General features: G+C 64.8%; 15 protein-coding genes and 3 rRNA genes. 4 read left to right on the top strand and 14 right to left on the bottom strand.

Features of this window, described 5'->3' with window-relative positions:
* Positions 1 to 25 precede the first annotated feature (25 nt).
* Positions 26 to 364 carry a DUF4229 domain-containing protein gene (locus tag AB4Z18_RS12635; RefSeq protein WP_441783087.1) on the top strand — a complete coding sequence of 113 codons (339 nt, stop codon included), beginning with the start codon at positions 26 to 28 and terminating at the stop codon, positions 362 to 364.
* On the opposite strand, the gene AB4Z18_RS12630 is transcribed toward AB4Z18_RS12635, so the two are convergent.
* Genes AB4Z18_RS12630 through AB4Z18_RS12620 form a run of 3 tightly spaced genes read right to left on the bottom strand, consistent with a single transcriptional unit; the run spans position 352 to position 3,460 of the window.
* Entirely contained in the window at positions 352 to 1,335 is a 984-nt protein-coding gene (locus AB4Z18_RS12630; protein WP_441783086.1) for a 1,4-dihydroxy-2-naphthoate polyprenyltransferase, read from the bottom strand. The genes AB4Z18_RS12635 and AB4Z18_RS12630 overlap by 13 nt on opposite strands.
* 26 nt (positions 1,336 to 1,361) lie before the next feature.
* Positions 1,362 to 2,537, bottom strand: coding sequence for an AMP-binding protein (locus AB4Z18_RS12625; protein ID WP_441783085.1), 1,176 nt, complete (start codon positions 2,535 to 2,537; stop codon positions 1,362 to 1,364).
* Between the two features lie 11 nt (positions 2,538 to 2,548).
* Entirely contained in the window at positions 2,549 to 3,460 is a 912-nt protein-coding gene (locus AB4Z18_RS12620; RefSeq protein ID WP_441783084.1) for a 1,4-dihydroxy-2-naphthoyl-CoA synthase, read from the bottom strand.
* A gap of 56 nt (positions 3,461 to 3,516) precedes the next feature.
* Here AB4Z18_RS12620 and AB4Z18_RS12615 point away from each other — a divergent pair, with 56 nt between their 5' ends.
* Positions 3,517 to 4,509 (top strand): o-succinylbenzoate synthase, encoded by a 993-nt coding sequence (locus tag AB4Z18_RS12615; protein WP_441783083.1) that lies wholly within the window; start codon positions 3,517 to 3,519, stop codon positions 4,507 to 4,509.
* Positions 4,510 to 4,515: 6 nt separating this feature from the next.
* On the opposite strand, the gene AB4Z18_RS12610 is transcribed toward AB4Z18_RS12615, so the two are convergent.
* The 10 genes from AB4Z18_RS12610 to AB4Z18_RS12565 form a co-directional block, all read right to left on the bottom strand.
* A complete protein-coding gene (locus AB4Z18_RS12610) occupies positions 4,516 to 5,535 on the bottom strand; it encodes an HAD-IIA family hydrolase (RefSeq protein WP_441783082.1) in 1,020 nt (339 codons plus the stop codon).
* Complete coding sequence (locus AB4Z18_RS12605) at positions 5,510 to 6,352, bottom strand: hypothetical protein (RefSeq protein WP_441783081.1); 843 nt, start codon at positions 6,350 to 6,352, stop codon at positions 5,510 to 5,512. Before AB4Z18_RS12605 ends, AB4Z18_RS12610 begins: the two co-directional genes overlap by 26 nt.
* Positions 6,353 to 7,355: 1,003 nt before the next feature.
* A 5S ribosomal RNA gene (gene rrf, locus AB4Z18_RS12600) occupies positions 7,356 to 7,472 on the bottom strand.
* Positions 7,473 to 7,605: 133 nt separating this feature from the next.
* Positions 7,606 to 10,719 (bottom strand): 23S ribosomal RNA (locus tag AB4Z18_RS12595).
* A 426-nt stretch (positions 10,720 to 11,145) separates the two neighbouring features.
* A 16S ribosomal RNA gene (locus AB4Z18_RS12590) occupies positions 11,146 to 12,669 on the bottom strand.
* The 16S, 23S and 5S rRNA genes sit together here, the layout of an rRNA operon.
* A 699-nt stretch (positions 12,670 to 13,368) precedes the next feature.
* Positions 13,369 to 14,436, bottom strand: coding sequence for a c-type cytochrome biogenesis protein CcsB (gene ccsB, locus AB4Z18_RS12585; protein ID WP_441783080.1), 1,068 nt, complete (start codon positions 14,434 to 14,436; stop codon positions 13,369 to 13,371).
* A gap of 9 nt (positions 14,437 to 14,445) precedes the next feature.
* Positions 14,446 to 16,074, bottom strand: a complete 1,629-nt coding sequence (resB, locus tag AB4Z18_RS12580) for a cytochrome c biogenesis protein ResB (RefSeq protein ID WP_441783079.1) — start codon at positions 16,072 to 16,074, stop codon at positions 14,446 to 14,448.
* Positions 16,058 to 16,798, bottom strand: a complete 741-nt coding sequence (locus tag AB4Z18_RS12575) for a cytochrome c biogenesis CcdA family protein (RefSeq protein ID WP_441783078.1) — start codon at positions 16,796 to 16,798, stop codon at positions 16,058 to 16,060. The genes resB and AB4Z18_RS12575 overlap by 17 nt, the downstream gene beginning before the upstream one ends.
* Before the next feature lies 1 nt (position 16,799).
* Positions 16,800 to 17,417 (bottom strand): TlpA disulfide reductase family protein, encoded by a 618-nt coding sequence (locus tag AB4Z18_RS12570; RefSeq protein WP_441783077.1) that lies wholly within the window; start codon positions 17,415 to 17,417, stop codon positions 16,800 to 16,802.
* Positions 17,414 to 18,124, bottom strand: a complete 711-nt coding sequence (locus tag AB4Z18_RS12565) for a histidine phosphatase family protein (RefSeq protein WP_441783076.1) — start codon at positions 18,122 to 18,124, stop codon at positions 17,414 to 17,416. The genes AB4Z18_RS12570 and AB4Z18_RS12565 overlap by 4 nt, the downstream gene beginning before the upstream one ends.
* A gap of 153 nt (positions 18,125 to 18,277) precedes the next feature.
* Here AB4Z18_RS12565 and AB4Z18_RS12560 point away from each other — a divergent pair, with 153 nt between their 5' ends.
* On the top strand, positions 18,278 to 19,039 hold the full coding sequence (locus AB4Z18_RS12560) for a JAB domain-containing protein (protein WP_441783075.1): 762 nt from the start codon (positions 18,278 to 18,280) through the stop codon (positions 19,037 to 19,039).
* On the opposite strand, the gene aspS is transcribed toward AB4Z18_RS12560, so the two are convergent.
* On the bottom strand, positions 18,969 to 20,297 hold the full coding sequence (aspS, locus tag AB4Z18_RS12555; protein WP_441783074.1) for an aspartate--tRNA(Asn) ligase: 1,329 nt from the start codon (positions 20,295 to 20,297) through the stop codon (positions 18,969 to 18,971). The genes AB4Z18_RS12560 and aspS overlap by 71 nt on opposite strands.
* 64 nt (positions 20,298 to 20,361) lie before the next feature.
* Here aspS and AB4Z18_RS12550 point away from each other — a divergent pair, with 64 nt between their 5' ends.
* Positions 20,362 to 21,546: an acetyl-CoA C-acetyltransferase gene (locus AB4Z18_RS12550; protein ID WP_441783073.1), complete on the top strand. Its 1,185-nt coding sequence runs from the start codon at positions 20,362 to 20,364 to the stop codon at positions 21,544 to 21,546.
* Positions 21,547 to 21,579 lie beyond the last annotated feature (33 nt).

Below are 21,579 nucleotides of genomic sequence, written 5' to 3'. Positions count from 1 at the left end.
CAGAGACGGTCTCTAAGCTGGGAGGGTGAAGCGGATTCCCTCTTGGATCACCTACACCGTGCTGCGCCTCTTGGTGTTCGCGGTGCCGCTCGCGATCCTGCTCCTCCTCGGGCTCGTCTGGTGGCTCGCGGTCATCGCCGCAGCGCTCATCGGATTGTGCCTGTCGTACATCTTCCTGAGCCGTCCGCGGAACGCCGTCTCGTCAGAGCTGTACGCCGTCCGCCACCGGGAGAAGCCGGTCCGGTCGGAGGACGACGACGCGGAGGACGCGGCTCTCGATGCGGACGACGCCAACATTGAGGCCGACCCCAAACCCGACACCGACACCCAGACCGAGCGCGGCCAGCACGGTCAGAACGCGTAGGCGGCGCCCAGCGCGATTCCCACGAGCAGCCCGGTGATGCTGGTGAGCTGCAGCGCGGTGACCAACTCGCGCGGCGACCGGCCGAACAGCGTGATCACGCAAGCGGGAAGCGCAGTCAGCAGCGCGAACATCCCGAACCAGGCGAACGGGTAGAAGAGCGCGAGGACCGCGAGGATGCAGAACGGCGCCAGCAGCAACACGCAGAAGACGATCCGGGATGCGATGCTGCCGAGTAGGACGGCGAGCGTCCGCTTACGCGCCAGCCGGTCCGGCTCGATGTCCCGGATGTTGTTGACCATGAGTACAGCGCAGGCGATGAGGCCGGCGATCACTCCGCCGTACCAGGCCTCCTGGTTGACGACCCCCGCCAGCATGAACGTGGTGCCCGCTGTCGCGACGAGCCCGAAGAAGACGAACACGAACACTTCGCCCAGGCCGTAGTACCCGTAGGGCCGCTTGCCGCCGGTGTAGAACCATGCCGCCGCGATCGCCGCGGCGCCGATGAGCAGTACCCACCAGTGCTGGGTGAGGATGACGAGAATGAGGCCGGCCACCGCAGCCAAGCCGAAGAAGACGAGGGCGACGGTGAGCACCGCTCGCGGCGCAGCCTTGCCGGACCCGGTGAGGCGACCAGGCCCGACGCGGAATTCATCCGTGCCCCGCACGCCGTCGGAGTAGTCGTTCGCGTAGTTCACACCGATCTGCAGCAGCACCGCGACCGCGAGGCACAGCAAGGATCGGACCGGGTGCCAGACACCCGGGCCGTCGGCGATCTTGGCGGCCCCGACACCGATGAGCACAGGTGCGACGGCCAGCGGCAGTGTCCGCAGTCGCGCTCCGGCGATCCAGTCGGCGGTGGTCGCCGGCTTCACGTTGGCGGCAGCGGCTCCCGGTCGGCCGCTTCGGCCGCCTCGCGGTCCGCGCGCAGTCGGCGGGCCCATCCGCTGCATGCGTGGCTTGTTCTGACTCATCACAGAGCGAATCGTAACAACATCCGCTATGCCTCTCGCTCTTCGGCGAGCGCCGAGAGCGCGACTCGATCCGGCTTGCCGCTGTCGAGACGGGCGATCTGATCGACCACGATGATCCTGTCGGGTGCGGCAGCCCGCCCCAGTCGATCCGCGAGCACCTCGCGGACGACCTCGAGCCGCGGGCCTGCGCCGCCCTCCACGACGACAACCGGAACCTGTCCCCAATCCGGATGCGGCGCTGCGACCACGACCGAATCGGCCAACCCCGGCAGTTCTCTCACGACGCGCTCCACCGCGTCGAGCAGCACCTTCTCGCCGCCGGAGATGATGACGTTGTCCGCCCGTCCGAAGACCTGCACCCGGCCGCCGGCGTCGACCTGCCCGAGGTCGCCCGTGCGATACCACCGCGCGCCGTCGCGTTCGTGGAAAGTGGATGCCGTCCGCTCCGCGTCGCCGAGGTATCCCTCCGCGAGCACCGGCCCTGAGATCTCGAGCCGTCCCTCAGCCTCACGCACAACCGTCGTCCCGATCGGGATGCCGTCGTAGACGCATCCTCCGGCCGTCTCGCTCGATCCGTAGGTGGTGACGATCCGCGCGCCCACGGCTTCCGCGCGCTCGCGAAGCGCTGGGCTGAGGGCTTGCCCGCCGACGAGAATGCCGTCGAATCGGCGCAGCGCGTCAGCGACCGCTGTCGACCCTTCTTCGACCGCGTCGATCAGGCGCCCGAGCTGCACGGGGACCAACGATGTGTAGCGCAGGTCGTGCCGCAGCTCGCGTGCGACCTCCGCAAACCGTTCCGGATCGAAGCGCCCGGGGCCGTAGAGCACGGGCTCCGTCTCGGCCGCCAGTGACCGCACCAGCACCTGGGCGCCCGCGACATAGTGCGCGGGAAGCGCGAGCAACCACTGGCCCTGCCCTCCGAGCGCACCGGCCGAGGCGGCTGCGCTCGCCAGCAGCGCGTCGGCGGACAGCGCCACCCGCTTCGGCACGCCGGTCGACCCGGACGTCTCGATGATGAGCGCAACATTCTGCGCCACGCGGTCCCCGTCCGACGGCCAGATCTCCCGGTCGGGCCCACCTCCCGACTTCCCGCCGGCACTTCGCGGGACGAGAGCATCTCCACCGCCGGTCAGGGCCTCACGCAGCGCGATGTAGACCTCTGCCGGATGCGCGGCATCGACCACCCGCACGGATCGCGTCATGGCGGGCCGCCTCAGTACTGCCACGGGAACGGCGACCAGTCCGGATCCCGCTTCTGAAGGAACGCGTCCCTTCCCTCGACGGCTTCATCCGTTCCGTAGGCGAGTCGGGTCGCCTCCCCGGCGAACAGCTGCTGCCCGACGAGCCCGTCGTCGACGGCGTTGAACGCGTACTTCAGCATGCGGATGGCGGTCGGCGATTTCGTCAGGATCTCGTTCGCCCACTCCAGCGCGACCGTCTCCAGCTGCTCGTGCGGCACCACGGCGTTGACGGCACCCATCTCGTACGCCCGCTGGGCCGAGTATTCGCGCGCCAGGAAGAAGACCTCCCGACCGACCTTCTGGCCCACCTGCCGTGCGAAGTACGCCGAACCGTAGCCGGCGTCGAACGAGCCGACGTCGGCATCCGTCTGCTTGAACCGCCCGTGCTCGGCGCTCGCGATCGAGAGGTCGCAGACCACATGGAGCGAGTGGCCCCCTCCCGCCGCCCAGCCGGGAACCACGGCGATCACCACCTTCGGCATGAAGCGGATCAGGCGCTGCACCTCGAGGATGTGCAGGCGCCCGCCACGTGCCGCGTCGATACTCGACGCGGTCTCGCCTTCGGCGTACTTGTACCCGTCGCGCCCGCGGATGCGTTGATCGCCTCCCGAGCAGAAGGCCCATCCACCGTCTTTCGGACTCGGCCCATTGCCCGTCAACAGCACCACACCGATCCGAGGGTTCGTCCGCGCGTCCTCCAGCGCCGAATAGAGCTCGTCCACCGTGTGCGGGCGGAACGCGTTCCTGACCTCGGGGCGGTTGAAGGCCACGCGTGCGATGCGCCCGCTGACGTCGTGGTGATACGTGATGTCGGTGAGCCCGCCGAAGCCGGGGACCTCGCGCCACACGTCGGGGTCGAAGAGTTCTGAGACGTCCGCTTGCATGGATCCAGCCTACGGTTCACCGTCCCGGCGCGACCGTGGCGTGCAAAACTTGTGGAATGCTGCCCGAACTGGCCGACCTGTTGGCAACTGCCCGGGTGGTCTCCCTGCCGATGACCACCCGTTTCCGCGGCATCACGGTCCGCGAGGCCGTGCTCTTCGAGGGCCCGGAGGGGTGGACGGAGTTCTCACCCTTCGTCGAATACGACGACGAGGAGGCGTCGGCCTGGCTCCATGCGGCCGTCGACTTCGGCTGGCGCGCAGTGCCTGAGCCTCTTCGTCGGCGCATCCCCGTCAACGCGACGGTTCCCGCCGTGCCGGCTGAAGACGTGGCAGCCGTGCTCGCCCGCTTCCCCGGCGCTCGAACCGCCAAGGTGAAAGTGGCTGAGCGCGGACAGACCCTCGCCGACGATGTCGCCCGCGTTCGCGCCGTGCGCGAGGCGCTCGGCCCCGAGGGCCGGATACGTGTGGACGCGAACGCGCTGTGGAACCTCGACGAGGCCGAGCACGCCATCCACTCGCTCGCACCCTTCGATCTCGAGTACGTCGAGCAGCCGTGCGCCACCGTCGACGAACTCGCCGAGTTGCGCCGTCGCGTCCACTACATGGACATCCCGATCGCCGCCGACGAGAGCGTACGGAAGGCCGCCGATCCCCTCGCCGTCGCCGAAGCCGGGGCCGCCGACCTGATCGTGGTGAAGGCGCAGCCTCTCGGCGGCATCCACGCGGCCCAGCGGATCGTCGCAGCGGCCGGTCTGCCCGCCGTGGTGTCAAGCGCGCTCGACACGTCGGTGGGCATCGCGATGGGCGCGCACCTGGCGGCCGCCCTGCCCGAACTCGATTTCGATTGCGGGCTGGGCACCGTCGCCCTATTCGTGGACGATGTCGCCGACGAGCCGCTGGTCCCCGTCGACGGGAGCATCCCCGTCGTCCGGCCGACCGTGTCCGCGAGCCGATTGGATACGCTGCGCGCCGATGACGAGCGCTCCGAGTGGTGGCTCGACCGGGTCAGGCGGTGCCACCGCATCCTGGAGCACGGTGTCGCGCTCTGAGGCGGGTCAGAGGTAGAGCCGCTCCGGCACCTCGAGCCCGTAGATCGCGCGCCCCGAGTTCCAGATGGCGGCGCACGCCGCCCGCAGCAGGTCCAACTCGTCGGAACCCTCGGACCGGATGCGCACGTCGTTGCCCTCGATGGCGACGGTCGCTTCGCGCACAGTCACCGCGCCGTCGCGCGCCGTCTTCACCTCCGGGTACGGCTCGCTGAGCCCCCGGAGGTCGCCGAGGATGTAGGTGGGACGCGAGTCCGCATCCGCCGCGAGCAGCTGCTTGCCGCGGTCGATCCCGGTCAGCACGAGCACGGAGTCGATCCCCGCGCGGTTCGCCCCGAGGATGTCGGTGTCCAGCCGGTCCCCGATGAAGAGCGGCTTCTGCGCCGCGAAGCGCGTCACCGCCTCATCGAAGATCGCCCGCTCGGGCTTCCCCGCGACCAACGGCAGCCGTCCGACGGCGGTGTGTACCGCGGACACCAGCGTCCCGTTGCCCGGAGCGATGCCCCGCGCGACAGGAATGGTCCAGTCGGTGTTCGTCGCGATCCAGGGACGCTCCTCATCGGTGCGCCCTTGGAGGGCGAACGCTGCCTCTGCCAGGTGCGTCCATCCGATCTCGGGTGAGAACCCTTGGATGACCGCAGCAGGCTCGTCTTCGGCGGAGCGAGTAACGGTGAACCCGCCCTTTTCGACCTCGTCGACGAGGCCGTCTCCCCCGACGACCAGCACGTTCGAGCCCGCCGGCACGTGAGCGGCGAGCAGCCGGACGGCCGCCTGCGGTGACGTGACGACGTCGGACGGCTGCACCTTCAGCCCGAGCTCGGCGAGGTGCTCTGCCACCGCGGCATCCGTTCGGGATGCGTTGTTGGTGATGTAACCGACTCGGGCGGTTGCGGTCGCGTCGTTCAGGCTCTCGACCGCATACGGGATGGCGTCAGCGCCTTTGTAGACCACGCCATCCAGGTCTGCCAGGACCAGGTCGACTCCGTCGAGCGGTGCCTTCGCGTCACTGCTCCGTCGAAACAGCGCCATCGTCCGGCTCACCCTCCTGCTCGAGCTCCTGGTGCTGCTCGTCGTCGCTCTCTCTCGGGGCTTCGCCCATCTCTTCGGTCTCGTCCGTGTCGTCCGTGTCGTCCGCCTCGAAGAAGACGTCCTCCTCGACGATGTCGACGGTCTCGAGCTCGTCCGCCGCGTGCGCCTGATCGAGCGCGATCTCGGCGCGCTGCGCCCGGTCGCGCCAGCGCACCGCATCGTCGTCGCGCCCGAGCTCTTCGAGCACTTCGGCGTACGCGTGGAAGAGGTCGGCGCTGTAGGCGAACGCCCGATCGGGATCCAGCTGCGGGATCTCCAGTTCGGCGAGGGCGGCCTCTGGCTGACCGAGATCGAGGCGGGCGCCGGACATGGCGATCGCCAGGGAGACCTGGACATCGACTGGCAGCGTGGAGCGCTCGACCGAGCGGCCGAGTTCCAGCGCGCGGTCGGGACGCCCCACCCCGCGTTCGCTGTCCACCATCAGAGGAAGCTGGTCGTTCGAACCGGAAATACGCCGGTAGGTGCGGAGCTCGCGCAGCGCGAGAGCGAAATCGCCCGTTGCGTACGCCGTGATGGCCAGAGTCTCGCGCACCACGGCCACTCGGCCGGCGCGGCGCGAAGCGGACACCGCGTGCTGATGAGCCGACTCCGGATCGGTGTCGATGAGGCGGCCGGCCATCACCAGGTGCCTGGCGACCTCGTCCGCGTTGTCCTTGCTCAGGGTCTTCAGCTCGACGCGTGCTTCCTTCGGGAGATCGCGGGCTTCGATGTCTTCGGGGATGATCGGATCGTCGTGGCGCGGACGGATGGACTTCAATTCGCGAGCGCGCTCGGCATCCTCGTCGTACTGGCGTGCCTGATCGCGGGCATCCCTGTCACCGCGGGCCGGTCGCCCTTCCCGTGTCCAGAGCTGCTCGTCGCGGCCGGATCGGCCCTGACCGTCACGGCGGTACCCGCCCGACTGGCTCCGAGGCGCGTCCGAACGCGGAGCGCCGGAGCGCGGCGCACCCGAGCGGGGAGCGCCGGAACGCGGGGCGCTGGAACGCGGCGAACCATCGCCGGTTCGCTCACGGGATCCGCCGGTCCAGGGGCGCCCGCCGGCGCGGTCGCCTTCACGGCCGCGGTAGCCGTCGCGCGATCCAGCGGCGCGTTCGCCGCCTCGGTATCCGCTGGTGCGATCGTTGCGATCGTTGCGGTCGCTGCGGTCGTTCCGGTCATTGCCGTGACTACGGTCGCTGCCGCGGTAGCCGGAGCGCTCTCCCGCTCCACCGCGGCGGTCGCCTCCGCGCGAGCCGGCGAAGCCGCCGGAACGCTCGGGACGGGCCCCGTCGCTAGAGGCGCGCGGCTTCCATTCGCGGGGCTGACGGTCGTCGCGGGAGCGCGCCCCACCGTCGCGGTCGGATCCTCCGCGCGAGTTCCGTTCGGCGCCGCGGTAGCCGCTCGAACCTCCACGTCCGGACTGTGCGTCGCCGGAGCGCCGATACCCACTATCCGAACCGTCCGATCGTCCGCTGCGCCATGACCCCGCGCCTCCCGAAGAAGACCGGTCGCGTGACGCGCCACCGTTCCCTCGAGCGGCACCGCCTTGGCGGCCTCGGTCGCCGTCGCGCGGCGATCTCGAGCTGTCGCCGCCTCGTGCGGGCCGTTCTGGCTGCTGTCGACGCCGTGGCTGCTCGTTCCGGGCGTTCTCGTCTGCCGGTGTGTCGCTCACGGCTTCTCCTGTCGAGTCGGCGGGTCGAGCCCAGCCTATGCTTCGTACTGCTTCTGACCTCGTTAACGCGAAATGGCCACCCATCACTGGGTGGCCATCTCACAAAGAAGTCCGGCGGTGTCCTACTCTCCCACAGGGTCCCCCCTGCAGTACCATCGGCGCAGAGAGTCTTAGCTTCCGGGTTCGGAATGTAACCGGGCGTTTCCCTCTCGCTATGGCCGCCGAAACACTATTGATGTATCAAAGTGAACGATCAAGCTTCGCTTGAATCAGTTCTCGACCGTACATCGAGAACCACATAGTGGACGCGTGCAATCTCATGCCCCTCATACCAGCCTTACAACAGTATGAGAGTGGTGATTATCAAGTTATCGGCTTATTAGTACCGGTCAGCTCCATGGGTCTTTAGTCCCCACTTCCACATCCGGCCTATCAACCCAGTAGTCTAGCTGGGAGCCTCTCGCCCGAAGGCATGGAAATCTCATCTTGAGGCCGGCTTCCCGCTTAGATGCTTTCAGCGGTTATCCATCCCGAACGTAGCTAATCAGCGGTGCTCCTGGCGGAACAACTGACACACCAGAGGTTCGTCCAACCCGGTCCTCTCGTACTAGGGTCAGATCCTCTCAAATTTCCTACGCGCGCAGCGGATAGGGACCGAACTGTCTCACGACGTTCTAAACCCAGCTCGCGTACCGCTTTAATGGGCGAACAGCCCAACCCTTGGGACCTACTCCAGCCCCAGGATGCGACGAGCCGACATCGAGGTGCCAAACCATGCCGTCGATATGGACTCTTGGGCAAGATCAGCCTGTTATCCCCGAGGTACCTTTTATCCGTTGAGCGACAGCGCTTCCACAAGCCACTGCCGGATCACTAGTCCCGACTTTCGTCCCTGCTCGACTTGTCAGTCTCACAGTCAAGCTCCCTTGTGCACTTACACTCGACACCTGATTGCCAACCAGGTTGAGGGAACCTTTGGGCGCCTCCGTTACTTTTTGGGAGGCAACCGCCCCAGTTAAACTACCCATCAGGCACTGTCCCTGAACCGGATTACGGTTCTAAGTTAGATATCCAGAGTGACCAGAGTGGTATTTCAACATTGACTCCACCGACACTGGCGTGCCGGCTTCAAAGTCTCCCACCTATCCTACACAAGCCACACCGAACACCAATACCAAACTATAGTAAAGGTCACGGGGTCTTTCCGTCCTGCTGCGCGTAACGAGCATCTTTACTCGTAGTGCAATTTCGCCGAGTTCGCGGTTGAGACAGCTGGGAAGTCGTTACGCCATTCGTGCAGGTCGGAACTTACCCGACAAGGAATTTCGCTACCTTAGGATGGTTATAGTTACCACCGCCGTTTACTGGGGCTTAAATTCTGAGCTTCGCCGAAGCTAACCCTTCCTCTTAACCTTCCAGCACCGGGCAGGCGTCAGTCCGTATACATCGTCTTGCGACTTGGCACGGACCTGTGTTTTTAGTAAACAGTCGCTTCCCACTGGTCTCTGCGGCCTTCAAACGCTCCCGGAGCAAGTCCGTTCACGCCTCAGGCCCCCCTTCTCCCGAAGTTACGGGGGCATTTTGCCGAGTTCCTTAACCACGATTCTCTCGATCTCCTTGGTATTCTCTACCTGACCACCTGAGTCGGTTTGGGGTACGGGCGGCTGGAACCTCGCGTCGATGCTTTTCTTGGCAGCATAGGATCACCCATTTCGTCAATGAAGACTACGCATCGTGCCTGGGCCTATATGAGAGACGGATTTGCCTATCCCTCGGCTTACACACTTACACCGGGACAACCATCGCCCGGCTGGGCTACCTTCCTGCGTCACACCTGTTAATACGCTAGCCGCACCAGCATGGGGTCGAGCGTTAGGCCCGGACCTTCACCCCGAAGGGATCCGTGTCCAGGATTAGGACTCTTAGCACCACTGGATTAGCTTGGGCGGTTCTTCGCCGGTACGGGAATATCAACCCGTTGTCCATCGACTACGCCTGTCGGCCTCGCCTTAGGTCCCGACTTACCCAGGGCGGATTAGCCTGGCCCTGGAACCCTTGGTCTTTCGGAGGACGGGTTTCTCACCCGTCTTTCGCTACTCATGCCTGCATTCTCACTCGTGTAGCGTCCACGGCTGGTTTACACCGCCGCTTCACTCGCCACACGACGCTCTCCTACCCATCAACACGGCTGGACCACGAAGGCCTACCAATAATGTCAATGCCACAACTTCGGTGGCGTGCTTGAGCCCCGTTACATTGTCGGCGCGGAATCACTTGACCAGTGAGCTATTACGCACTCTTTCAAGGGTGGCTGCTTCTAAGCCAACCTCCTGGTTGTCTGTGCAACTCCACATCCTTTCCCACTTAGCACGCGCTTAGGGACCTTAGTTGGTGGTCTGGGTTGTTTCCCTCTCGACGATGAAGCTTATCCCCCACCGTCTCACTGCTGCGCTCTCACTTACCGGCATTCGGAGTTTGGCTGACGTCAGTAACCTTTTAGGGCCCATCGGCCATCCAGTAGCTCTACCTCCGGCAAGAAACACGCAACGCTGCACCTAAATGCATTTCGGAGAGAACCAGCTATCACGAAGTTTGATTGGCCTTTCACCCCTATCCACAGCTCATCCCCTCAGTTTTCAACCTAAGTGGGTTCGGTCCTCCACGACGTCTTACCGTCGCTTCAACCTGGCCATGGATAGATCACTTCGCTTCGGGTCTAGGACATGCGACTGAATCGCCCTATTCAGACTCGCTTTCGCTACGGCTACCCCTCACGGGTTAACCTCGCCACATATCGCTAACTCGCAGGCTCATTCTTCAAAAGGCACGCTGTCACCCCTACAAGGAGGCTCCAACGGTTTGTAAGCAAACGGTTTCAGGTACTATTTCACTCCCCTCCCGGGGTACTTTTCACCTTTCCCTCACGGTACTTGTCCGCTATCGGTCATCTGGGAGTATTTAGGCTTATCAGGTGGTCCTGACAGATTCACACGGGATTTCTCGGGCCCCGTGCTACTTGGGATACTCTTCGCGCCATTGGACCATTTCGGTTACGGGGCTGGCACCCGCTGTGGCTGGCCTTTCAATGCCATTCACCTATGATCCTTTGTAACGCTTGCAGTTCGGCAGAAGCTGCTGAAAAGTCCCGCAACCCCGACCATGCAACGCCTGCCGGCTATCACACATGATCGGTTTAGCCTCTTCCGGTTTCGCTCGCCACTACTAACGGAATCGCTTTTGCTTTCTCTTCCTGTGGGTACTGAGATGTTTCACTTCCCCACGTTCCCTCTACCCGCCCTATATATTCAGGCGGGAGTCACTGGGTCACCCAAAGGGCCCAGCGGGGTTTCCCCATTCGGAAATCCTCGGATCAAAGTTCGCTTATCAACTCCCCGAGGCTTATCGCAGATTGCTACGTCCTTCTTCGGCTCCAGATGCCAAGGCATCCACCGTTTGCTCTTAGAAACTTGAAATCACATGAGTTTTAGAATCGATCGACGTCTCATCTGCCGAAGCAGAATTGACGCAGATTGACCAATGATCTAATAAATCAGATCATCTTTGTGATCCGAACCCGAAGGTTCGAATCTAAGATGCTCGCGTCCACTGTGTAGTTCTCAAAGTACGGGCGGTACCTTCTCCGCCGGCCGAGTTATGGCCAACAAGAAAAGGTCCAGAGGATTCGGTTCTCATCTGTTCCGATGAGGTCCGGTCCCTCAGGACCCAACAGCGTGCATGTGCGAAGCTTCGCAGTCCGAACCGTTCCTATCCCGAAGGATGTACTGAGTTCGAGCCGATCGGCTCCGCACCAATGTCAATGTTCCACCCATGAGCTAACCAGCTGAGACGTTCGCTCAGATCTGGCGCCTGGACACCCGAGGGTGCCAGTTGCTCCTTAGAAAGGAGGTGATCCAGCCGCACCTTCCGGTACGGCTACCTTGTTACGACTTAGTCCTAATCACCGATCCCACCTTCGACAGCTCCCTCCACAAGGGTTGGGCCACCGGCTTCGGGTGTTACCGACTTTCATGACTTGACGGGCGGTGTGTACAAGGCCCGGGAACGTATTCACCGTGGCGTTGCTGATCCACGATTACTAGCGACTCCGACTTCATGAGGTCGAGTTGCAGACCTCAATCCGAACTGAGACCGGCTTTTTGGGATTCGCTCCACCTTACGGTATTGCAGCCCTTTGTACCGGCCATTGTAGCATGCGTGAAGCCCAAGACATAAGGGGCATGATGATTTGACGTCATCCCCACCTTCCTCCGAGTTGACCCCGGCAGTCTCCTATGAGTTCCCGCCATTACGCGCTGGCAACATAGAACGAGGGTTGCGCTCGTTGCGGGACTTAACCCAACATCTCACGACACGAGCTGACGACAACCATGCACCACCTGTTTACGAGTGTCCAAAGAGTTGACTATTTCTAGCCCGTTCTCGTATATGTCAAGCCTTGGTAAGGTTCTTCGCGTTGCATCGAATTAATCCGCATGCTCCGCCGCTTGTGCGGGCCCCCGTCAATTCCTTTGAGTTTTAGCCTTGCGGCCGTACTCCCCAGGCGGGGAACTTAATGCGTTAGCTGCGACACGGAGACCGTGGAATGGTCCCCACATCTAGTTCCCAACGTTTACGGCGTGGACTACCAGGGTATCTAATCCTGTTCGCTCCCCACGCTTTCGCTCCTCAGCGTCAGTTACGGCCCAGAGATCTGCCTTCGCCATCGGTGTTCCTCCTGATATCTGCGCATTCCACCGCTACACCAGGAATTCCAATCTCCCCTACCGCACTCTAGTCTGCCCGTACCCACTGCAGGCCCGAGGTTGAGCCTCGGGTTTTCACAGCAGACGCGACAGACCGCCTACGAGCTCTTTACGCCCAATAATTCCGGACAACGCTCGCACCCTACGTATTACCGCGGCTGCTGGCACGTAGTTAGCCGGTGCTTTTTCTGCAGGTACCGTCACTTTCGCTTCTTCCCTACTAAAAGAGGTTTACAACCCGAAGGCCGTCATCCCTCACGCGGCGTTGCTGCATCAGGCTTTCGCCCATTGTGCAATATTCCCCACTGCTGCCTCCCGTAGGAGTCTGGGCCGTGTCTCAGTCCCAGTGTGGCCGGTCACCCTCTCAGGCCGGCTACCCGTCGTAGGCTTGGTGGGCCGTTACCTCACCAACTACCTGATAGGCCGCGAGTCCATCCTTGACCGAAGTTCTTTCCACGTACAGGAGATGCCTCCGTACGTCGTATCCGGTATTAGCTTCCGTTTCCGGAGGTTATCCCAGAGTCAAGGGCAGGTTACTCACGTGTTACTCACCCGTTCGCCACTAATCCCCCGGAGCAAGCTCCAGGTTCATCGTTCGACTTGCATGTGTTAAGCACGCCGCCAGCGTTCGTCCTGAGCCAGGATCAAACTCTCCGTAAATGTTTAGCTCCACGATCGCAAGCGACCGGGAAACATTGTGCGGGCGAGACCAGGAAATGTGGTCTACGCACCGCGAGTTTGTCTTGACTAGTTTCGAATATCTACTGACATTCTGTTCTAATCCAAAGGAATCTCGCATCGACCACTAGACTAGGTCTAGGAAGTCAATGCAGAGGTTATTTGGCATTTGACATTGTGCACGCTGTTGAGTTCTCAAGGATCGGACGCTCTCACCTTTCAGCCTGCCGGCTTTCTCTGTGAGGCAACTTCTCTACCTTACCACTCTCAGTCAGTTTGTCAAGTCGGCGTTTCGTGTTCCTCGTTGGCCCGATATGTGGTGGGCACAACCGATCACACGATCCGAACCGGTTAGACCTGCTCAGTGAGTGGGTGTTAATCCTAAGCGCAGCAAGCGAACTTATACAAGTTCAGGTTTGCCGCTAAGCCAAGGATTTGGTCCCGCTTGAGGCCGGGGAGCTCTTCCGCTCTCCCGCACCTTTGGGGTGACAAGTAAGTACTTTACGCAGGCCTCCGGGGACGTGCAAATTCCGCCAGCAGCCCGGGCGTGTCGCGCTCGACTTCCGCATGATTCCGCGGATCTTCACCCCATGGGTCTCTGCGGTGCCCTCCGCACGAACGAAAGAACCCCCTCGTGAGCCGAAGCTCAGAGGGGGTTCTTTCACGCGGAAGGCCGGAGGCTCATAGCCCCGAGTACGCGTGCAGTCCGTGGAAGAAGACGTTGACGATCCCGAAGTTGAACAGCACGGCCGCGAATCCGATGATCGCGAGCCATGCGGAACGGGATCCCCGCCACCCGCGGGTGGCACGTGCGTGGATGTATCCGGCGTAGATCACCCAGATGATGAAGGTCCACACCTCCTTGGTGTCCCATCCCCAGTACCGACCCCAAGCCTTTTCGGCCCAGATTGCGCCGGCGATGAGCGTGAACGTCCACGCGATGAAGCCGACGATGTTGATCCGGTACGCCAGGTTCTCCAGCGCGACGGAACTGGGCAACGTCGCCAGGAACCGGAACTGCTGCGGGCGCGACTCCTCGACCTGACGCTCTCGCCGGTACTGCAGCAGCTGCAATCCCGACAATGCGAAGCCGAGTGCGAAGAATGCCGTGCCGAGCACGGCCACGATGATGTGGATGACCAGCCAGTACGACTGCAGCGCCGGCTGCAAGGGCACGACCGGCACGTAGTAGCGCAACAGTGCGATGCCTTGAAGTACCAGGACCAGCCCCAGGACAAACGTGCCCACGTACTTGATCGGCCACCTGAGGTTCGCCACGAGGAAGACGCCGATGATGACGAGGGTTCCCGTCATCGAGAACTCCCACATGTTCGCCCACGGGACCCGCGCCGCGGCGATACCCCGCAGCACTACGGCGACCAGGTGGAACGCGAAGCCCACGATGGTGAGCGCGAACGCCCACCGCATGGATGCGGAGTTCTCCGATCCGTTCACCAGGTCGTCCTCAACCCGCGAACTGATGCGCGACGACAACCGGCCGAGCGCCGACGATGGCTGAGGCGGCGCCTCCCCCGGGCCACTCCCGATCACCGCGGTCGTCGACGCCCCGACGGGCGCAGCGACCGCAGCTCGACGGGCGACGGCACTGGGTACGACTGCTGCCTCCGCCGCTGTCGCTCGAGCGCCGCGGCGGGCAAGGTCGAGTGCGAAGGCGATGAACGCCGCCGCGTACAGACCCATCGCCGCGTACAGGAACACGGTCGATAGCTGAGCGAGGGTTTCAGTCACGATGCAAGCCTAATTCTTCTGGGAGCCGCCGAGGGCTCGGGAATGCTGGTCCGCCACCGCGGTCACGGCGGCGAGGAGGTTCGGGTCGTCGCCGCGGGCCAGTCCCGCGTACTCGAGCGTGAGCGAACCGTCGGGGTTCTCGACCGCCTTCACCCACATCCGGCGGCGGGGAACGAACAACGACGTGAGGAGGCCGACCAGGATCAGGATGGCGAACAGCAGAACCCACCCCTGTGCCGGATCGTGGTGGACCTCGAGAGTCGCGAAGCGCTTCACGCCGTCGAGCGAGATCGTGCCGAGTCCGTTCGGGAGCTGCACCGTCTCGCCCGGCTTGAGCTCGAGCGCCTTCGTCTTGGTCGGCGGCCCGGCGAGCTGCTCGAGCGTGTCGGTGTTGAGGCTGTACACGGATTGCGGAACGCCGTCGTCGACGCCGAGGTCACCGGCGTACACGTTGAGGCTCAGGACGGGATCGTCCAGTCCAGGGAACTTCGACGCCAGGGCGCCCTGCGCGGTCTGACTCGCGGTCACGGTCGGGTAGAAGAAGCCGATCATCCCGACCTGCTCTTTGAGCCCGTCCGGCACCTTGACGAAGCCGAGCGACGTCAGGTTGGGATCCGCTTGCGGGATGAACGGCACCGAGTCACTGAAGACGACCTTGCCCGCCGTGTCCCGCACCGTGATGGTCGGCGCGTACCCGTTACCGAGCAGGTAGACGTTCGTTCCGCCGATCGCCAACGGGTCGTTGACCTTGATCGTCGTCTTCGACTTCGCGTCCCCTGGACCGACGGTCGTCACGTGGGCCGTGTAGTCGAGCGGGGTGCCGATCGCATCCTTGTTCTTCGTCTCGTAGGCCACATCCAGCTTGTCGACGGCGATCGAGAAGGGTGCCAGTGTTCCGTCACTGAAGAAGCGGCCCGGGTTGAACGAGTTGTACGACGGCAGGCTGTTCACGAAGCTCTGCCCTTCGACGACGATCTTCTGGCCCGTATAGCCGAAGCCTCCGCCGACGCCGATCGCGAGCAGGACCCCGAGCAACGCGATATGGAAGACGAGGTTGCCGCTCTCGCGCAGGTAGCCGCGTTCTGCCGAGACCGAGGTGGAGCGCGCATCCTGATACAGGGCCACGCGGTACCGATTCGCCTTCAGCACGTCGCGCGCAGTGACGATCGGGTCCGGGGCATCCGCCCGAAGCTCCGCTGGAAGGATCCGCGCCTGGAATCCGGCCATGCGGGTCAGGCGTACAGGCGTCCGCGGGGGCTTCGCGCGCATCGCCAGGAAGTGGTGCTTGGTGCGCGGGATGATGCAGCCGATGAGGGATGCGAACAGCAGCAGATAGATCGCCGAGAACCACACCGACGTGTAGACGTCGAAGAACTGGAACTTGTCGAGGACCGGCGCGAGTGACGGGTTGTCGGTGAAGTACTTGGTGACACCGTTCGGGTCGGAGCTGCGCTGCGGAACGAGCGACCCGGGGACCGCCGCGATCGCCAGGAGCAACAGCAGGAACAGCGCCGTGCGCATGCTCGTCAGCTGGCGCCAGAACCAGCGGATCCAGCCGGTTGGGCCCAGCTGCGGCTGGACGACGTTCGGATCCTCCCGGGGCGGGGCCGAATCGATGTGATCAGAGGGCCGGCTCAAAACCTTGGATCACCGCCAAGAACTGGGACATGAGCTCGCTCCACACACCGGTGACCATCAGGATGCCGATGACCACCAGCAGCACGCCGCCGATGATGTTGATGACACGGATGTGCCGCTTGAGGAAGGCCACCGAACCCGCTACCCAGTCGAAGCCCAGGGCGACGAGCAGGAAGGGGATGCCGAGGCCGACGCAATAGAAGAGGCCGAGCAGCGCCCCGCGCCAGGGCGAACCGCTGCCCACGCTCAGTGCGCTGATCGCGGCGAGCGTCGGGCCGATGCACGGCGTCCACCCCAGACCGAAGACGATGCCGAGCAGGGGTGCGCCGATCAGCCCCGTCGCAGGCCGCCAGGCCGGCTTGATCGTGCGCTGGAGGAAGGAGAACTGGCCGATGAAGACGAGCCCCATGACGATCACCAGCGCGCCGAGCACGCGGACGACGACGTCCTGCCAGCGGATGAGCCAGAAACCCAGGGCGCCGAAAGCCGCACCGTAGGCGACGAAGACGATCGCGAATCCCAGGATGAAGAGGGCGACTCCGGTGAGGAGGCGCGAGCGGTCGCGTTTCGCGCCCGGGTCGCTGATGCCACCGACATACGCCAGATAGCCGGGAACCAGCGGGAGAACGCACGGTGACGCGAAGGACACCAGACCCGCGAGGAGTGCGATCGGCAGGGCCAGCAGGAGCTGACCGCTGAAGACGATCTGACCGACGCCGCCCACGTCAGTTCTCGGCCACGGCGTCGGAGATAAGGGAGTCGAGGATGCTCTTGTCGGGGATGGCGCCCAGGATCCGGGCGGCGACGCGACCCTTCTTGTCGACCACCAGCGTCGTAGGCGTCGCCTTCGGAGGAACCGTCTTGCTGAAGGCGAGCAGGACGGATCCGGTGTCGCGGTCAAGTACCGAGGGGTACGTGACGCCCTTCTCCTTCTCGAAGCTCGCCGCCGTCTGCGCCGAGTCGTAGAGATTGACGCCCAGGAAGCCGACGCCCTGCGACGCGTACTTCCGGCTGAGCGACTCCAGCGCGGGGGCCTCAACGCGACAGGGCGGGCAGCCGGCATACCAGAAGTTGACGACGAGGACTTTGCCCGCGTACTCACCCGAGGTGACCGTGCCGCCATCCTGCAGCTTGCCGGAGAAGGGGACGGGTTCGCCACGATTGCCCGCGGCGAACTCGCTCACGGTGCCATCGCCGGCGATGTAGTTCTGACCGCTGCCAGAGCGGTACTGCTTCGCCAGGCTGTCGTCGGCCGTGCAACCGGTCAGCGCGAGCGCGGTCGCGGCGACGAATGCGGCCACCGGCAGCAGGATGCGTGAGCGCACGCGGGAGACGCCACTCATACGGCTCCCACATCGGTCGCGGACGCCTGCAGGCTGGCCGCGGGCTCGACGTAGCCGACCTCGACGAGGCGGCGGGATTCGGCCGTCCGCGCGGGACGACGCGTGGGATCGGCCGACGCATCCACATCGCCTTCTGCGTGTTCTCCGGGCTCGATGCGCTCGAAACTGGTGATGCTGGAGAGCGCGCAGCGCCGCTTGCGCGGATCGTGCGGGTAGCGCTCGCCCGCAACGGACAGATGCGTGACCCAGATCGGGAGCTGGTGACTGACCAGGATGACGTCGCCCGAGTCGACGGACTGGAAGGCGTCCTCCACGGCTGCGAGCATCCGCTGTTCGATCCTCGTGTACGCCTCGCCCCAACTCGGCCGGAGCGGGTTCACCAGGTACGGCCAGTAGACGGGATTGCGGACGGCACGCTTCATCCGCGTACCCTCGAACCGATTGGTCGGCTCCATGATGCGCTCCTCGATCACCGGCTCGAGGTCGAATGCCTCTGCGATCGGGGCGGCCGACTCGCGGGTGCGTTGGAGCGGCGAGACGCGCAATGCGGTGACCGGACGGTCGCGTGCGATCAGTTCGTCTGCTGCCGCCTGCGCCATCCGGTGCCCGAGTTTGGAGAGGCCGAAGCCCGGCAACCTGCCATACAGGATGCCGTCGGGGTTGAACACCTCGCCATGACGGACGAGGTGGACCTGGCTCGCTACCACGGCTCCAGTCTACGGAGGAGCTTCCCTTGAATTGACTGAGCGCCGGCGGGGGCTCGTGCCGAGCTGGTTCTCCACAGGCCGTCGGGAGTTTCGGTTTTCCACAGATTGTCTCCGCGGGCGATGGCGGATGCTGTCCCTGCTTACTTTCGAGCCATGGCCGACGATGAAGAAGAGGACGTGGCTCTTGCGAACATCCCGAATCACGACCGTCCCCGCGAACGGATGCGTCGCCTGGGCGTCGGATCACTCACCGACGACGAGGTGCTCGCGCTCGTCCTCGGCTCGGGCCAGACCGGGCGCAGCGTCCTCGCGCTCGCGCGGTCGGTGCTGCGGAGGACCGGCGGCTTTCCCGGGCTCGCGACGATGGACTTCCCCCGGCTGGAACAGCTGCCAGGGGTCGGGCCCGCGACGGCCGGGCGCCTGGTCGCGATCATCGAGATCTGGCGGCGCGCAGGCGCCTCCTCCGCCTGGACGCGACTCGTCGACCACAAGGCGGTCGCCGCTGTCGTACGTCCCGAGCTGCTGCACCGCGACTCGGAACGGTTCGTCGTCATCGTGGCGGACCGCGCGGCCCGACCACTCGAGCTCGTGCTCATGCGCGACGGCGGGGTGGATGAGACGCACGTCCAGCCGGCCGATGTGCTCCAGGCGGTGCTCACGCGCGGCGGCCGGTCGTTCGCCGTGGCGCACAACCATCCGTCAGGAGTCTTGGACGCATCCGTCGCCGACCTCATGCTCACCCGCCGACTCGACCAGTCGGCGGCGACGCTCGGCCTGCGGTTCCTCGGGCACATCCTCGTGGCGGGCGAGAGCTGGACGGCTCTGCCCACCAACGGATCTGGAACTACGGCGTCAGGCGCGTCGGGCCGCGGAAGAGGTACGTCGTCTCGCGGAGGTTCGACAGGTGCAGCATGAGCATCAGCACGCGGGCGAGGCCCATGCCGAAACCCCCGTGCGGCGGGATGCCGTACCGGAAGAACGCCAGCACATCTTCGAGCTCCTCGACGGAGAGGCCCTTCTCGGTCGCCTGCTGCTCCAGGATGTCGACGCGATGCTCACGCTGAGCGCCGGTCGAGATCTCGACCCCGTTGAAGATGAGGTCGTAGCTGCGGGTGATCGACGGGTCCTCGGGATGACGCATGTGGTAGTACGGGCGGATGCTCGACGCGTAGTCGGTCAGGAACACGAACTCGTGGTCGAAGGTCTCCTTCACGTACGCGGAGATCTGGCGCTCGCCCTCCGGGTCCATGTCGTCGTCCGCACGCGGCACCTCGTAACCGCGCTCGGCGACGATACGCTTCGCCTCCGCCAGCGGGATGCGGGGGAACGGCGTCGACGGCACGGTGACCTCGACGCCGAACAGGCGCTCGATCTCCTCGCCGTGCTTCTCCTTGACCGCCGTGAAGCCGGCCACCAGGAGTTCTTCGTGGACCTTCATGACGTCTGCGTGGCTGTCGATCCAGCTGATCTCCGTGTCCACGCTGGTGAACTCGGTAGCGTGGCGGCTGGTGAAGCTCGGGTCGGCGCGGAACGCCGGACCGATCTCGAACACGCGGCCGAAACCGGCGGCCTGAGCCATCTGCTTGAAGATCTGCGGGCTCTGCGCCAGGTAGGCGGTCGTCTCGAAGTACGGCAGCTCGAACAGCTCCGCACGCGACTCGGAGGCCGAAGCCATGAGCTTGGGAGTGTGGATCTCGACGAACCCGTTGTCGACCCAGTACTGGCGGAGCGCGTGCTCGAAGGTCGTCTGGACCCGGAAGATGAGGGCGTGGCTCGGCTCGCGCAGGTCGAGGAAGCGCCAGTCCATACGCTTGTCGATGCCGCTGTCGGCCGCGATAGGCGTCTCCGGGACGGCCGCGGTCTCGACCTCGAGCGACGACAGCCGGATCTCGATCCCGCCGAGCTTCACCCGCTCGTCGTGCTTGAGCTCGCCGGTGGCGCGCACGAACGTGCCCTGCGAGAGGCCGGAGATGGTGACGGCGGGTTCGTCGGCGACGACCACGCCGTCCTCACCCACAGTTCGCGGGTTCACCAATTGCACGGCGCCCGACTCGTCGCGCAGGACGACGAACTGCACCTTCTTCTGGTCGCGGACAGTCTCGACCCATCCAGCGACACTCACGGGACCGTCGGGGAGGGCGGCCAGGTCCTTGATCAAAACGCGTGCAGTCACGAGCCCCAAGCCTACCGGTGCGCTCGGTGTGAGAATGGAGGGACCAGGCACGAAGGAGTAGCCCATGAGTACCGACGACGTCGTCATCCTGTCCGCCGCCCGCACCCCGCTAGGGAAGATCAAGGGCGCGCTCGCGTCTCTGACGGCAGTGCAGCTGGGGACGATCGCGCTGCAGAAGGCGCTCGAACGCTCGGGCCTCGGGCCGGAATCCGTGGACACGGTGCTATTCGGGCAGGTGCTGCAGGCGGGTGCCGGTCAGAACCCGGCGCGGCAGACCGCGATCGGCGCGGGCATCGGCTGGGATGTTCCCGCCACGACGATCAACAAGGTGTGCCTCTCGGGACTGGCCGCGGTGATCGACGCCGCACGTCTGATCCGGACAGGCGAGGCGACTGTGGTCGTCGCCGGCGGCCAAGAGTCGATGACGAACGCGCCGCACATCCTCCCCGGTTCACGCATGGGGTGGAATTACGGCTCCATCCAGGCGCTCGACTCCGCGGCGCACGACGGGCTGACGGACGCATTCGACGGAGTGTCGATGGGCGCCTCCACCGAGAGCTACACGGAGAAGCTCGGCCTGACGCGCGTAGCGCAGGACGAGTTCGCGGCGCGATCCCATCAGCGGGCCGGCGCGGCGGCCACGAACGGGGTGTTCGAGGACGAGATCGCGCCCGTCACGATCCCTCAGCGACGTGGCGAGCCCGTCGTGGTCAGCACCGACGAAGGAGTGCGGCCGGATTCGACCGCCGAGACGCTGAGCCGACTGCGGCCGAGCTTCGCCGAAGGGGGCACGCTGACCGCCGGGAACTCCTCGCCGCTGAGCGATGGAGCGGCCGCGCTCGTGCTCACCAGTCGGGAGAATGCGGAACGCCTGGGACTCGACTGGCTCGCGCTGGTCGCGGCGAGCGGACAGGTCGCCGGGCCCGACAACTCCCTTCACTCCCAGCCGTCGCGCGCGATCGACGCAGCACTCCGGCGGGCGGGGTGGAGCGTCCCGGACCTCGACCTCGTCGAGATCAACGAGGCGTTCGCCGCCGTCGCGCTGCAGTCGATGGCCGACCTCGGGCTGGACGCCGAGCGGGTGAACCTGCACGGCGGGGCAATCGCCCTGGGGCACCCGATCGGCGCCTCGGGAGCACGGCTCGCCGGCCACGCAGCTCACGAACTCGCGCGTCGTGGTTCGGGTCGGGCGGCCGTCGCGCTCTGCGGCGGCGGCGGGCAGGGGGATGCTCTGCTGCTCTATCGCTGATCCAGCGGATCCGGCTGGCTTGCCGCATCGAAG

This window comes from Leifsonia sp. 2TAF2 (genome assembly GCF_052115085.1).
Classification (GTDB): domain Bacteria; phylum Actinomycetota; class Actinomycetes; order Actinomycetales; family Microbacteriaceae; genus Leifsonia.
Note: the sequence above shows the minus strand (reverse complement) of the source record. Positions and strands in the feature narration are given on the sequence as shown.

Excerpts from the sequence above, each read along its gene's own strand:
- AB4Z18_RS12630 (WP_441783086.1), bottom strand. The coding sequence starts at position 1,335 with ATGAGTCAGAACAAGCCACGCATGCAGCGGATGGGCCCGCCGACTGCG.
- AB4Z18_RS12625 (WP_441783085.1), bottom strand. The coding sequence starts at position 2,537 with ATGACGCGATCCGTGCGGGTGGTCGATGCCGCGCATCCGGCAGAGGTC.
- AB4Z18_RS12620 (WP_441783084.1), bottom strand. The coding sequence starts at position 3,460 with ATGCAAGCGGACGTCTCAGAACTCTTCGACCCCGACGTGTGGCGCGAG.
- AB4Z18_RS12615 (WP_441783083.1), top strand. The coding sequence starts at position 3,517 with ATGCTGCCCGAACTGGCCGACCTGTTGGCAACTGCCCGGGTGGTCTCC.
- AB4Z18_RS12610 (WP_441783082.1), bottom strand. The coding sequence starts at position 5,535 with ATGGCGCTGTTTCGACGGAGCAGTGACGCGAAGGCACCGCTCGACGGA.
- AB4Z18_RS12570 (WP_441783077.1), bottom strand. The coding sequence starts at position 17,417 with ATGAGTGGCGTCTCCCGCGTGCGCTCACGCATCCTGCTGCCGGTGGCC.
- AB4Z18_RS12560 (WP_441783075.1), top strand. The coding sequence starts at position 18,278 with ATGGCCGACGATGAAGAAGAGGACGTGGCTCTTGCGAACATCCCGAAT.
- AB4Z18_RS12550 (WP_441783073.1), top strand. The coding sequence starts at position 20,362 with ATGAGTACCGACGACGTCGTCATCCTGTCCGCCGCCCGCACCCCGCTA.